Below are 13,649 nucleotides of genomic sequence, written 5' to 3'. Positions count from 1 at the left end.
TAGCCGGGCTCGCCCGGCGGGCGAGCCCGCGGGGCGAGCGCGGGGTTACGCGGCGTCGACGACACCCATCATGCCGAGGTCTTCGTGGTCGAGGATGTGGCAGTGGTAGACGGTCTGGCCGGGGAACCGGTCGAACGCGATCCGCACCGTGACCGACGTCCCCGCGGGCACGTCGACGACGTCTCGGACGTCCACACCGGTAACGTCGGCGCTTCCCGCGCGGAGGACCTGCACCGGCCAGACGTGCAGGTGGAACGGGTGGTCCATCGGCGACACGTTCACGATCGTCCAGTCCTCGACGGTCCCGATCGTCACACTCTGATCGGTCCGGCCCGCATCGAACGCGCGCCCGTCGATCAGGAACCGCATGCCCGCGCCGCCGCCCATGCCCATGCTCATCGTGAGCGTCCGCGTGCCGTCGACCGCAGTCTCGCGAAGGTCGCGGCGGGTACTCACGACCGGGTCGGCGACCACGGGGGGCGTCGCTCCGGCATCCGGGACCACGGTGAGCACGACAGCCTCGGGCGACGTCGTGGAACCGCCGCCCATCATCCCCATCCCCGCCTGTCCTCGGTCGTAGGCGGCAGCCACCAGGTCCGTCGCCGCTGTGGGAGTGGTGATCACGACATCGGCGCGGTTCCCCGGGGCGAGGACCAGCCGATCCGCGGACTGTGGGGTGCGGCGGTGTGAGTCGATCCCGCGCACCCGGGCGTCCAGGTCGCCCAGTCGCAGGTCGAGGTAGCGGCTCGTGCACGCGTTGACGATCAGGAGTCGCTGCTCCGATTCCGCGGGCGCGGGAAGCGTCGGGGAGGGCTGGCCGTTGACCAGCAGCACCTCGCCGGTGCGTCCCAGCATCCGCTCGACTCCCGACACCGACGCGACCGCACCATCTGTGATCGTCACGTCCGAGACGACCACGACCCGCGGCGGCGCCTGGGACCAGTCCTCCTCGTCCACGATGATCGCACCGTACAGGCCGGCGAACACCTGATCGGCGACCAGCTCGTGATGATGCGGGTGGTACCAGAACACTCCGGCCGGGTGATCGTCCGGGAGCTGGATCTCGTAGTCGAAGCTCTCCCCGGCACCGATGCGCAGGAACGGGTTGTCGCTGTTGTCGGATGCCGACACCAGCAGACCGTGCGTGTGCAGATTCGTCGGGTCGGTGAGGTCGTTCTGCAGCCGCACCCGCAGGAGATCACCGGGACGGAGGTGAAGCGTGGGTCCGGGAACGGTGCCGTTGTAGGTCAGCATCCGCACCGACGCGCCACCGACCTCCACCTCCCGCTCGGCCGCCTGCAACGTGACATCGAGCACACCGTCGACCGACTCCAGCACCGACGGCTCGACCCACCCGGCCGCCCCCGACGTCGCGGTCGCCGTTCCGCTCCCGGAGGTCTGCGATCCGACCGTCGTCCACACCAACCCGGTCGCGCCGATGCCGAGCGCGCCCACACCGAGAGCGCCGATCGTCAGAGCCTGCCGGCGTGTGATCCCCCCGCTCATGCGCCGTTGAGAGTACGCATACGTTCGTTGAACTCATCCGTGTCGATCTCACCGCGCGCGTACCGCTCCTCGAGGATCCGCCGCGCCGACGACACCTCAGCCCCTGGGGCCGGCGTGCCGACCGCGGGAGGTGCGGCGGCGGGCGGGGCCGCGTTCGTGCGCGTGCTCAGCCGGATCGCCACGAACACCAGCAGCCCGATCCCGATCAGGATGAGGATGCCCCACAGCCAACCCCAGCCCCAGCCCATGCCCATCCCGAAGCCCATGTCGTAGCCGCCGTCGCCGTCATCCCACATCATCAGAACACCACTCCTTCTGGACAGGTCACCAAGACCTGCGATGACCTCGCGCATACCCTGTGTGGGTATCGAGGACACGTCCACCCTACGTCCGATACGGACGGCGCAGGTCGGGACGAACGTCCCGACCTGCGGCCGCGCACGGGCTAACACTGAGTGGCCGGAGACGTGATCGACGCGGGTGGTAGCCTGGCCGCACATCCCCGGGATCGCTCGCCCGAACGGCTCCGGCACGTGGGAAACGTTTGGGAAGAATCGACCGCAAACGACCGTCACTGAGCACAGCGTGGAATGCAGTGATTCCGCGGAATCATGCGGGACTGTGGCCGTCGAAATGTTGGAAATGTCGAACCTTCAGAGTTCAAATCCCTCCGTCTCCGCCATGAAAGCCCTTTCCGACATTTCAGAGCATTGCTCGGTCACGCTCGACGACGGAAACTAGCGCTAATCTGGCCGTTTGAGATTTCAAAGACGAAGGGATCGCGCTTCTCAATCGGGAGCTCTCCCGCGAGATTCCGCAGTTCTTGCTGTTCCAGCGGCCGCTTGGGAAGAGTTTGGGAAGAGCTGGAGACGGAGGTGTCTGGACCCTCGGTTCACGAGATCACTCGGCAGCGGCGTCGTCTTGTCGGACCGCGTGGTGAACGGCGCCCATAGACGCCGTAGTTCTCCGCATGCAGCCTCGCGACCTCCGGCACCAGCAGTTCGTCCTTCAGCTGTCGGGCCGACGGGGCGCGGTCTTTCGCGCCGCGCGGTAGCCGCGGGAGGTGAGGAAGCCCTGCACTGCCGGTCGCAGGACACGGCAGATGAGCTCGACCCGAAGCGATCCCGGTACTCGTCGATGAACCGGATCGTCTCGGTCAGGGGCGGTCGAGCTCCTTCGCGAAAAACACGCTCGCAGCCTTGAGGATCTCGTTCGCCTTCCGCAACTCCGAGACTTCCTTCTCCAGCTGCTTGATCCGTTGAGCGGCGTCGGTCGAGACGCCTGGCTTGGTGCAGGCGTCGACCTCGTAGCGGCGCCGCCAGAGGCGCAGCGTCTCCGGGCTCATCCCGAGCAGACCGGCGACATGACGGACCGCGCTCATCATGTTCGGGTGCTCCGGCCGCGCCTCGGCGAACACCCGCAACGCACGCTCACGCATCTCCGGCGAGTACTTCCTGTTCATCGAGTTCCATCCTTGCTTGAAGAACGGAACGAAAGTGCAGCCGATTCACTCTGCCAGCCGGCTGAAGTGCGACTACGTTATAGGTCAGCACAAACTGTATAGTCATCGCGTGCTGACTATTGCCACGCGAGTGGATGTGATGAACCGGCTCGGCAGGGCCATGGCGGACCCGACGCGTTCACGGATCCTGATGACTCTGCTGAATGGGCCAAGCTACACGGCTGTGCTTGCGCGGGAGCTTGAGCTGACCCGGTCAAATGTGTCCAACCACCTGGCGTGTTTGCGTGACTGTGGCATCGTGGTCGCCGAGCCTGAGGGCCGGCAGACCCGGTACGAGATCGCCGATCCGCATCTTTCCCACGCGCTGACCTCGTTGCTCGAAGTGACGCTCGCGGTGGACGAGAGCGCACCGTGTATCGACCCGGCCTGTACCGTTCCTGGCTGCTGTGTGCAGGATGTCCAATGAGCGCGGCGATCACGGCTGATCGCCGCGTGACGCTGCACCGGCGGGTGCGACTGATCGTCGCGTTCACGATCACCTACAACATCCTCGAGGGCATTATCGCGGTCGCTGCGGGTGCGGCCGCGTCGTCGGCTGCGCTGATCGGGTTCGGTCTGGACTCATTCATCGAGGTCCTCTCGGCCGTGGCGGTGGCATGGCAGTTCACCCGGAAGAATCCCGAACGGTGGGAGAAGCCGACCGTCCGGGCGATCGGCATCGCGTTCTTCGCGCTTGCCGTGTACGTCACCGTCGACGCGATCATCGCCCTCGCCGGCGTCGAACCGGTTGAGCACAGCCCGCTTGGCATCGGTATCGCGGTCGCGAGCCTTGTCGTCATGCCCGCACTCGCGTGGTTCCAATTCCGGACCGGCCGCGAACTCGGGTCCAAGAGCGTCCAGGCAGACGCCAAGCAACTGCTGCTGTGCATCTACCTGTCCGGCACCGTGCTGATCGGCCTGCTGCTGAACTCGCTCTTCGGCTGGACGTGGGCCGACTCGATCGCCGCACTGATCATCGCTGCGCTCGCGATGCGCGAGGGAATCGAGGCCTGGCGCGGCGACATCGAATCACCGTTCGAATCCGCGTCGTCCCAGTGCCGCGTTGCTATTGCCCGGCCGATGGAGTGCCCGCCCTGCTCCGGGCGACTGCGGGCACCTCGCTGGAGCAATGAGTGGGCCTCCCCGCTGCCGAGCTACCGAAACGCGACCGCGAGATGATCGCTCTAGGCTTCCGAACGGACTCGCCGCTGCGAGACAGGGGGCTCCGACACATCGCGACGCAGTGCCGCGACGAGGTGACCGAACGGCGAAGACGAGCATCGAACTGATCACCTGGCGAATGACGATGCACGCAGGCATCACGGGATGACCGCGGCCGGTCCGCATGCACAAATCTGCATCCGCCGCCACTTGGCTACACTTCGGAAAAATCCCTGGATAATCGAGAAAACCGGTCGTACCCTGGCGCCATGAGAGGTGGCCTGGAGCGTTGGAAACGGGGTGCTAATTCGCGCGGGGTCCGCCACGCGATCGCGTACGCGATGGAGGGCACCTGCGATGCTCACCTCCCGCACCTTTACGGTGTCGAAGCGCTCGAGAACTACAGCGATGTCTCAGGTGCGACCGTATCGAGATTCATCGTGGAGAACGGTGCCATCTCGAGCGACGAGTTGACCGCCGGTGGACTCCGCGTATGGCTGACCGGCCACGATCCGATCACGGGGGAGGAACGAGGCCGTCAGCGGTTGAGTCCCGACGCTGACTTGGTGCTCGACGGGACGATCAATCACCCGAAGTCCTACAGCATCGCCGCGCTTCTGCATCCTGGGCTCGCACGAGAGTTCGAAGCGCTGCAGGACCGGCTGAGAGACCAAGTGCTCCTCACCTGGCAGCGGCAACTCAATGCCCGACGTGGACACAACGGGCTCATCCGCGAAGACAGCACCCGGCTCGAGGTTGTCGAGTTGCAGCACCGCCGTTCGCGCGCGCTTGACCCGCACATCCATCGTCATCTGTGGCTCAACGTGAAGGTGCTCGGCGCCGACGGCAGGTGGTCGAACGTCGACTCCCGAGTCGCGATGAAGCTGCACACCGTTGTGAATGCCGAAGGTGAGCTTGCTGCGCGCACCGATCCTGAGTGGATCGCAGCGCTGGCCCGCCACGGCTACACGATCGGGATCGACGGCGAGATCGCTGAGCTGGCCGCTACCGTGCGCCCGCTGTCTCGTCGGTCCGCGCAGATCGAAGCCAACCGTGCACGCCTGATCGCTGAATGGACGTCTGCTCACGGCGGGTCCGCGCCCAGCATGGACGCGCTGACGCAGATCGATCGGCGCGCGTGGGCGGTGTCGAGGCCGAACAAGCCCCAGGGCCTCGATGAAGGCTCGTGGGAAGCAGTCGTGCGCGACGAGATCGCCGAGATCGATCAGACCCTGCGCCAGGAGCGCGCCACGGTCGAACTCGATCACGTCGATCCTGCGGTGCTCGATCGTGACCTGCTCGCGGCGATGGCGATCGTCGACGCGGACGGGCGCTCTGTGGGCTCCAGTGGGCGATTCAGTGCTTTCGACGTGCGCGCCGGCGCCATCCGCGCGCTCTCACGCAGTGGAATCGTCGCCGCGCGTGCCGACCTCGATCAGGTGATCGACGACGTCACCGCACGAGCGCTGCGCGAGTCGGTCGACCTCGGAGGCGGGGCCGACGCCCCCGCGCACGTCAAGGTCTTCATGGCGACCGAAACGATGAGGTCGAAGATCTTCCTCTCGCACCGGCTCGACCGAATCGCAACGCCCGGACGCTCCCTCCTCCCCACCGAACTGCGAAAGCAGGCCGGTGGGGAGTGCGGCCAACTGGACTCGGCGCAATTCGTCGCCGCAGCCGCGATCGCCGGAAGCGACGGCCTGGTCGCCGTCACCGGGCCGGCCGGTGCAGGCAAGACGACCATGCTGCGGGTCGTCTTTCGCGCGCTGAGCGCGCAACGCCGACGCATGCTCATCGTCGCGCCCACGCGCAAGGCGGCTTCGGTTGCAGCGCGCGAGGTCGGCGCGGCCGCAACCAGCATCCACGCGCTCCTCGCGGATCACGGATTCCGGTGGGGCACGGATGCCGCGGGTGCCACAACCTGGCATCGACTGTCGATCGGCGACGTGGATGCTGCTACCGGAGCGATCTACGACGGCCCGACGAGCTTCGTCCTGCGCGCGCGGGACCGCATTGTCGTCGACGAGGCCGGCATGGTCGACCTGCAGGTCGCGAACGCGCTCGCAGAACTCGCCCACGAGCGCGGTGTCGGCGTCGCCATGGTCGGCGACCCTTATCAAGCCCTCCCCGTCGGACACGTGGGTGCCATGGCTGCCGCCGTCCGGCACGCTTGCGCCGCGGTCGAGCTGGACGCGGTGCACCGATTCGCGGATGCCGAGTACGCGGCCCTCACGCTCGAGCTGCGGCATCCCGACGATGCCGAGCACGCGGCGCGTATCGCGAGCCGACTGGACGAACGCGGGCACCTGACACGAGTCGACCATGCGGAGGATGCCCATCGGCACATGATCGACGCCTACTTCGCATGGCAGGCGCGCGGCAAGCGTGTCGCGCTCGTCACCGGCGCCAATAGCGACGCCGGCGCACTCAACGACGAGATCCAGCAGCGGCGGGTCGATCGCGGGGAACTGGACCCGACCGTTCTCGCGTGGGGCATGGGGGAGCAGCGCATCCTCGTCGGCGACACCGTTCAGACGCGCCGCAACGATCGTCGTGTGGGGGTGGAGAATCGCGCCACCTGGGTCGTCAGCAAGATCGCCGAAGACTCGCTGCTGCTGCGATCCGTCAACGACAGCGGGGATGTGCGCAAGGTCACACGCGACTACGCGTTCGAGCACGTGCAACTCGCGTACGCGTCGACCGTGCACGGCATACAGGGCGAGACGGTGGATGCTTCGATCGTCGGCCCTGACGTGGACGCCGCCGGCCTCTACGTCGGCCTTACCCGTGGACGCGAGCACAACGAGGTGGTCGCTGTCGCACACACCGGCCGCGCCGCGCGCGCGAACGTCGCGACTTGCATGCTGCGCGGCAGCACGGAGTTGACGATGCAGGATGCCGTGCGTGCAGCCCGGGCAGAGATGCAACGGGCTGCGCAGGTTCGAGATCGACACGATGCCTTCGCGCGCGGGCCTCACGTTGCGCCGAGCGCGGGGCGCGGGATGTCGATCTGACGGTGCTGGTCCTGATTGTCGCGCTGACGCCGACCACGGGGCGTCAGATGTCGGAGCGACAGACCCGGTGCGATCGTTCTGCGTTGTCGGCCGCTCGTGGTGAACTAGGCGAATGAGGTCGGCGATCGAGATCTTCGAGTCCACGGATGGTGTGGTGTCCCTCGAGCTGCGCACGGAGGGCGAGACCGTGTGGGCTTCGCAGGCCGATATCGAGCAGCTGTTCGGGATCGCGCGATCGAGCGTCTCACGTCACATCAGCAACATCATCCGCGATGCCGAGGTCGATGCCGAAAGCAATTTGCAGAAAGTGCAAATTGCTTCCTCCGACCGTCCCGTGACGCTGTACAGCCTCGACGTGGTGCTGGCCGTCGGGTACCGGGCGAACTCGGCGCGAGCTGTCGAGTTTCGTCGCTGGTCGACCGATGTGCTCAAGCGGTACATGCTGAAGGGAATCGCGACCAACGAGCGCCGGCTCCTGGAGCTCGACTCGCTTGTGAAGGTGCTGTCACGCTCGACGGACCAGCTTGTTGCTGGCGTCGCAGAAGTCGTCGCGCGTTACCTGCCGAGCCTGCGCGCGCTCCGCGACTACGACGAGGGCGAGATACCCGTTGTTGACGGCGATGTGCCGACCTGGACGCTGACCTATGACGAGGCGCGGGCGGTGATCGACGAAGTCGGGGCGGAGTTTCCGGCCGACGCGCTGTTCGGCGGCGAACGGGGCGACGCGTTGCGCGGTGTGGTGGCGACGATCTATCAGGGATTCGGGGGAGTGGACCTATACCCGACGGTGCAGGAGAAGGCGGCGAATCTGCTCTACCTCGTCGTGAAGGACCACCCGCTCACCGACGGGAACAAGCGCAGCGCGGCGGCGCTGTTCGTGCACTTCCTTGCCCGCAACCAGGTGCTCGACGACGCGCGCGGCGTGGCGCGGATCTCCAACAACGCGCTGGCAGCGATCACGCTCATGGTCGCGATGAGCGACCCGAAAGAGAAGGAACTGATGATCGCCCTTCTGGTGAGTATGCTCGCCGGCGAAGGCTGACCCAAGTAGTCAGGGCTCGACGCCGAAGATCCGCAGCAGCGCGGCTCTCGGGATCATCCGTCGGGGACCCAGCTGGACAGTCGGGATCGTCCCGCTGTCGATGCCGAGCTTGATCGTGGGGTAGTCCACGCCGACGAGTTCTGCAGCAGCCTTCATCGTCAACGCGAGCGACGTCGATGTCTGGTTCATCGTTCCATCTCCCATGGTTGTGCGCAGTGTGTGACAGCACTTGCGCACACCGTACACCCAAACTGAGCAATGCGCGACATGAATTCTTCACGTCACGCATTGCCCTCCGGAATTGTGCATGGCAGACTCGCCGCATGACCGAACTTGTCGTCGAGTCGATCGCGCCCGAGAGAGTCGAGGTGGGCGATGGCATCAGCATCCCGACTGCCTGGGACGTCATCGTGACGGGTGAGCCCGGCGTGCCTGGCGCCATCCGACTCCACGGCGAATATGACGACGCCCTGCGTCGCGCGGTAGCCGCGACAGTTCGTGTCGACCGCGTCGGCGAGGGCGATGAGGTCACGGCGCAGGTGCTGCGCGAAGCGCGGGTCCAGTGGCTCGTCGCGGCATCCGCGTTCCGGATTGTCACGGTCGCACGAGAGGGCGGCGAGTTCCAACCGCTGTCGTCCTATCTCGCAGACGTGAGAGCACACAGCGATCGCACGCCGACCGAAGCTCGCGACCAGGCGATCGTCCTCTACCGGATTGCATCCACCATCAATCTCGCTCCGCTCAAGTTCGTCTCGGACTACCTCAACGTGAGCGTCAGCACTGCGACCCGGATGATGGCTCGGGCGCGCCAGCAGGGGCTGGCTGCAGATCTGATCACCCGTGAGACCTACAACCGCATGCAGCAGGACGAGCAGCGACGGATGACGGGACCCCACCGCGTGCCGGGCTCGAGTCCCTCGCGTTCCTCTGGCCCCTCGATGGGCATGTGACCTCTGCGTCGCGGCGACCTGCTGGATCCACGAGCGTGAGCGGCGTAGCCTTGACTGAGCGAGGAACAGCCACGCGGCGGCGTTTGCGGCCCGGTTGACTCCCCGATCTCCACAGATTCGATGTTGAGAATCTCCTCCGTCGGATCGCCCACATATCGCCCGCATTTGCCGTGAATGTGGGCGATTCTTCTTGCATGTTCCTGTCGGCGCATGCCCTCGACAGCGGCAGGATTCCGCGGTTTTCGGCGTCGAATGCGGGTCGTTCACATGCCCAAAGCCTCTTTCGATTCCCCCCATCTCCACCACGGCACACAGAAGATGGATGCCGAAGCCGCTGTCACACTGTCGGAGTGAGCCTCCTGGGCCGTGCGATTGCGCTGGTCCGGGAGGCTCTTCGTTTTCGCGCGCATGCGAGGATCCTGCTATGCCTAGCTCCCCGCTCATCTCGGCCCACGAACTTCACGATCTTCTCGAGGCGGGGCCCGGCATCCGGCTTCCTGGAGTCCCGCGGGGTGGTGGTCTTTCGGGCCCGCGGCGTCGTGACCGCGACGGGGTGAGCCATCGTGCGATGGTCAGTGAGAACGACCAAGAACTCACACAGAAAGACGACACCGCACGATGGCTCTTGACCAGTCTGCCCTCCTCGAGCTGCTCGGGGAACTGAAGCTCACCGGCACCACCGACCGCATCCGAGCCGCGACCGAGCGGCTCTACCAGGAGCTGATCGACGCGGAGACAGCCGCATTCATCGGCGCCGCCCCCTACGAGCGCACGAGCGAGCGCACGACTACCCGCAACGGTTCCCGGCCGCGGGTGCTGTCGACCACGGCTGGGGATCTGGAGTTGCGGATCCCGAAGTTGCGGCAGGGGTCGTTCTTCCCGTCGCTGCTGGAGCGGCGCCGCCGGGTCGACCAAGCCTTGTTCGCGGTCGTGATGGAGGCCTACCTCCACGGCGTCTCAACCCGGAAGGTCGATGACCTCGTCAAAGCGCTCGGCGCTGACACTGGCATCTCGAAGTCCGAGGTGTCCCGCATCTGCCAAGGGCTCGACGCCGAGGTCGCATCGTTCCGCGACCGCTCGCTGTCTGACATCGCCTACCCCTACGTGTTCCTCGACGCGACCTACTGCAAGGTCCGCATCGACCACCGTGTCGTGTCCCAGGCGGTCGTCGTCGCGATCGGCGTCGCCGCTGACGGGCGGCGGGTCGTGCTGGGCTTCGATGTCGGAGACAGCGAGACCGAGGAGTTCTGGAAGCAGTTCCTGCGCTCGTTGAAGACACGAGGTCTGGGCGGGGTGAAGCTGGTGATCTCCGACGCCCACGCCGGACTGAAGAAGGCCGCAGCGACCGTGTTGCAGGGCGCCGCCTGGCAGCGCTGCCGCGTCCACTTCATGCGCAACGTCCTGACCGCCCTCCCGAAGGGCCGGCAGGAGATGGTCGCCAGCGTGATCCGCACGATCTTCGCCCAACCCGACGCCGAGCACATCGATGCCCAGTTCGACGAAGTCGTGCGCATGATCGAGCGCGTCCACCCCAAGACCGCCGTGATGCTCACCGACGCCCGTGACGACATCCTCGCGTTCAAAGCGTTCCCCGCCCGGCATTGGCGACAGATCTGGTCCACGAACCCGCTGGAACGCCTCAATCGGGAGATCAAGCGCCGCACCGACGTCGTTGGCGTGTTCCCGAACAACGCCGCCCTGCTCCGCCTGGCCGGCTCCGTCCTCGTCGAGCAACACGACGAATGGGAAGCCGCCGACCGCCGCTACTTCTCCGAAGCCTCCATGACCGAGCTCACCGCGACCACCCCCACCATCGACGAGGCGGTGATACTCCCCGAGATCACCGCCGCCTAAACTAACGACAGCTGATCATCGCAACGAAGCGAAAGACCACCACTCAAACGGACGCGGCCTCCGGCTTCTTGACGTGCGCTACCGTCTCGACAAGCCAGACGGTCGGGACGACTACCGCGCGGGGCACCTCCCGGGTGCCGTATACGTCGACATGGACACCGAACTTGCCACGCACGGTGCGCCCTCGGAGGGGCGGCACCCGCTCCCATCTCGCGCGACGCTGCAGGATGCCGCCCGCCGCTGGGGTCTGCACGCGGGAGACGCGGTGGTCGTCTATGACGACTTCCGTTCGGTGTCCGCGGCGCGCGCCTGGTGGCTGCTCCGCGGCGCCGGCGTCAGCGACATCCGTGTTCTCGACGGCGGCCTGTCGGCGTGGCGGGCGACTGGACTCCCGCTCGAGACTGGCGACGTTTCACCCGAACCAGGATCGATCTTGTTCGACGGTGTGGAAGAGGGCATCTCGATCGATGAGGCTGCAGCCTGGCCGCAGCGCGGAGTACTGCTCGACGCGCGTGCGCCGGAGCGCTACCGCGGAGAATCTGAGCCGTTCGATCCCGTTGCCGGGCACATCCCCGGCGCGGTGAATCTGCCCGCAGACGCGGTGCTCGATGGTGCGAGCTTCGCGCCACCCGCGACGATTCGCGCAGCTTTCGAGAGTGTCGGAGTTAGCGACCTCACATCGGTCGCTGCGTATTGCGGGTCGGGCCTCACGGCGGCGCACACGGCGCTTGCCGGTGCGGCGGCAGGCCTGGATGTGGCTGTCTATCCCGGATCTTGGAGCCAGTGGTCCAATACGGCGGGCCGCCCGGTCGCGACGGGCGCCGAGCCGGGCGCCTGAGGAGCAGACGCGGCAGCGAAGGGGCTGGATCGCGATCACGCCCGGTGCCACACTGCTCGCATGACGAAGTTCATGATCTCGTTCCCGAGTTCGGCCATGGTGGTTCCCGATGACGAGTGGGAAGCCGTGGGGGAAGCCGCGCACGCCGTGATCCGTGAGGCCAAGGCTGCTGGAGTGTACGTCTTCGGTGGCGGTGTCAACGAGAGCATCGCGCCGGTGACCGTCGACGGCGAGGGCGTCGTGACTGAGGGTACCTATCCAAGCACCGGTGACCTGTTCGGTGGCTACACGATTATCGAGGTGCCGACGGCGGCCGAGGCGTACGAGTGGGCGGCGAAGATCGCGGTCGCGTGCCGCTGCCCGCAGGAAGTGCGCGAGTTCCAGTACGACCCCGAGTCCTGAGGGCCGGCTTCCGCGTCAGCGCCAGAGCGTGTCGATCGGGATGTCGTGACCTGCGATCCGCTCGGCGGCGCGATGGCCAGAGAACATCGCTGCGGGCACCGTTGCGGGATCGTCGGTCCAGGTCGCCTCACCAGCCAGGTGCAGCACGCCGCCGATCGGCGTTGCAAGGTCGTCGTGGTCGGCGGTCGTCGACCCGAGCGTCATGTACGCGTAGGAGCCGCGGGCGAACGGGTCGTCGTGCCAAGACGTGATCGCAACGCTCGTCGGTTCGACGACGCGATCGCCGTAGAGCCGGCGAAGCTGCGTGAGGATGTTGGCGACGATGCGCTCGGCATCCCACCCGGCGACCTCGCGGGCCGTGGGGCCGGCGGCGAACGTCAGCAGCGTCGGCGTGCCGTGCAACGCTGTCAGGTCGTACCAGGAGTGCCAGGCCCGGCTCTCGGGGCCCTGCTGACGGATGGCGTACACGCCCTCGTCCCAGAACTTCGTGGGGAAGCGCAGGAACACCTTGTCGAACGCGTTCATCGTCAGGCGCGAGAGTGCGCCCGCGACCGGCTCGGGCAGCGGGGGGCGGATGACGAACTCGTCCGACCGCAGCACACCGACCGGCACCGTGACTACCGCGGTCTCGCCTTCGAACACGCCTCGATCGGTTGAGACGACGACGCCGTCATCCGACCAGTCGACGCTCGTGACAACGTGCTGGAGATGGATGTCGAACCCGTCGGCCAGCCGCGTCGCGAGCACGTCGTACCCGTCCGGAAACACGACCTCATCTCCCTCGATCGCGTCGTCGTCGAGGCCGTGGGCGGCGAGGTCCTCGATCCAGGCGCCGTACTGCTCCTCGGCGCGGTGCTCGAGATACTCGCGCACCCGCTGGGTGCGCTCGGCGTCCCAGCCCTGATCGGCCAGTGCCTGCTCGGTGACATCCCGGTACGAAGCCTCAGGGGCGGATGCCGCGATCACCGCGAGCAATGCCGCATCGACCGTGTGCACGTCGTCCGCAAACGCGCGGGCCTCAGCATCCGAGAGTCGCACGCCGTCCGGGCCGTAGTAGGCGATCGGCCGGCTGTCGGGCTGGTAGCCACCGACGGTGAACTCCACCGTGCGCATCCCAAACGCCTCGGCCGCCGCGGCGACGGGGCTGTCGGTGATGCCGTGGATCCAGGAGGCGCCGAGATCGGTCACCTCACCATCCGTGCGATCGGTCTGCACGCGTCCGCCGACGCGGTCCCGGGCCTCGAGGATGACGACGGTGCGGCCCGCCGCCACGAGCAGCCGTGCGGCGGTGAGCCCCGCAATCCCGGCGCCGATGACAACAGTGTCGAAGCGTTCCATGCCCTGATTCTGCACTGTCCGGATGCTCGCGGGCAGCAGGATG

13 protein-coding genes and 1 pseudogene are annotated in these 13,649 nt (G+C 66.7%); 9 read left to right on the top strand and 5 right to left on the bottom strand.

Annotated features, from left to right (window positions below):
- Window positions 1-45 precede the first annotated feature (45 nt).
- The 3 genes from MICSW_RS09535 to MICSW_RS09525 form a co-directional block, all read right to left on the bottom strand.
- On the bottom strand, window positions 46-1,506 hold the full coding sequence (locus tag MICSW_RS09535; RefSeq protein ID WP_464495427.1) for a multicopper oxidase family protein: 1,461 nt from the start codon (window positions 1,504-1,506) through the stop codon (window positions 46-48).
- Entirely contained in the window at window positions 1,503-1,859 is a 357-nt protein-coding gene (locus MICSW_RS09530) for an SHOCT domain-containing protein (protein WP_228178044.1), read from the bottom strand. Before MICSW_RS09530 ends, MICSW_RS09535 begins: the two co-directional genes overlap by 4 nt.
- Before the next feature lie 803 nt (window positions 1,860-2,662).
- A complete protein-coding gene (locus tag MICSW_RS09525; RefSeq protein WP_228178045.1) occupies window positions 2,663-2,968 on the bottom strand; it encodes a transposase in 306 nt (101 codons plus the stop codon).
- Window positions 2,969-3,077: 109 nt separating this feature from the next.
- Between MICSW_RS09525 and cmtR the strand changes: the two genes are divergently transcribed.
- The 4 genes from cmtR to rhuM all read left to right on the top strand — a co-directional run bounded on the left by cmtR (window position 3,078) and on the right by rhuM (window position 8,224).
- Window positions 3,078-3,434: a Cd(II)/Pb(II)-sensing metalloregulatory transcriptional regulator CmtR gene (gene cmtR, locus MICSW_RS09520; RefSeq protein WP_195691741.1), complete on the top strand. Its 357-nt coding sequence runs from the start codon at window positions 3,078-3,080 to the stop codon at window positions 3,432-3,434.
- Window positions 3,431-4,186, top strand: a complete 756-nt coding sequence (locus MICSW_RS09515) for a cation efflux transmembrane domain-containing protein (RefSeq protein ID WP_228178046.1) — start codon at window positions 3,431-3,433, stop codon at window positions 4,184-4,186. Before cmtR ends, MICSW_RS09515 begins: the two co-directional genes overlap by 4 nt.
- 251 nt (window positions 4,187-4,437) lie before the next feature.
- A complete protein-coding gene (locus tag MICSW_RS09510) occupies window positions 4,438-7,182 on the top strand; it encodes an AAA family ATPase (RefSeq protein ID WP_228178047.1) in 2,745 nt (914 codons plus the stop codon).
- A gap of 112 nt (window positions 7,183-7,294) precedes the next feature.
- Window positions 7,295-8,224 (top strand): virulence protein RhuM/Fic/DOC family protein, encoded by a 930-nt coding sequence (gene rhuM / locus MICSW_RS09505; protein ID WP_228178048.1) that lies wholly within the window; start codon window positions 7,295-7,297, stop codon window positions 8,222-8,224.
- Window positions 8,225-8,233: 9 nt separating this feature from the next.
- Here the strand turns inward: rhuM and MICSW_RS09500 are convergent, their stop codons facing one another.
- Entirely contained in the window at window positions 8,234-8,413 is a 180-nt protein-coding gene (locus MICSW_RS09500; protein WP_228178049.1) for an excisionase family DNA-binding protein, read from the bottom strand.
- A gap of 134 nt (window positions 8,414-8,547) precedes the next feature.
- Here MICSW_RS09500 and MICSW_RS09495 point away from each other — a divergent pair, with 134 nt between their 5' ends.
- The 5 genes and pseudogenes from MICSW_RS09495 to MICSW_RS09475 all read left to right on the top strand — a co-directional run bounded on the left by MICSW_RS09495 (window position 8,548) and on the right by MICSW_RS09475 (window position 12,268).
- The gene (locus tag MICSW_RS09495; RefSeq protein ID WP_228178050.1) at window positions 8,548-9,174 is read left to right on the top strand and encodes a hypothetical protein; all 627 of its coding nucleotides are present in this window, start codon (window positions 8,548-8,550) and stop codon (window positions 9,172-9,174) included.
- A gap of 618 nt (window positions 9,175-9,792) precedes the next feature.
- Window positions 9,793-11,028 (top strand): IS256 family transposase, encoded by a 1,236-nt coding sequence (locus tag MICSW_RS09490; protein WP_046746337.1) that lies wholly within the window; start codon window positions 9,793-9,795, stop codon window positions 11,026-11,028.
- A gap of 37 nt (window positions 11,029-11,065) precedes the next feature.
- A pseudogene (locus tag MICSW_RS09485) lies at window positions 11,066-11,398 on the top strand (sulfurtransferase); the annotation flags it as partial.
- Between the two features lie 75 nt (window positions 11,399-11,473).
- Window positions 11,474-11,866, top strand: coding sequence for a sulfurtransferase (locus MICSW_RS09480; RefSeq protein WP_464498316.1), 393 nt, complete (start codon window positions 11,474-11,476; stop codon window positions 11,864-11,866).
- 60 nt (window positions 11,867-11,926) lie between these two features.
- Window positions 11,927-12,268, top strand: coding sequence for a YciI family protein (locus MICSW_RS09475; RefSeq protein ID WP_228178052.1), 342 nt, complete (start codon window positions 11,927-11,929; stop codon window positions 12,266-12,268).
- A gap of 15 nt (window positions 12,269-12,283) precedes the next feature.
- Here the strand turns inward: MICSW_RS09475 and MICSW_RS09470 are convergent, their stop codons facing one another.
- A complete protein-coding gene (locus tag MICSW_RS09470) occupies window positions 12,284-13,606 on the bottom strand; it encodes a flavin monoamine oxidase family protein (protein ID WP_292727944.1) in 1,323 nt (440 codons plus the stop codon).
- Between the last annotated feature and the right edge of the window lie 43 nt (window positions 13,607-13,649).

This window comes from Microbacterium sp. SW12 (assembly GCF_055391095.1).
The sequence above is the reverse complement of the archived record's forward strand: the minus strand, read 5'-3'. Positions and strand labels throughout refer to the sequence as shown.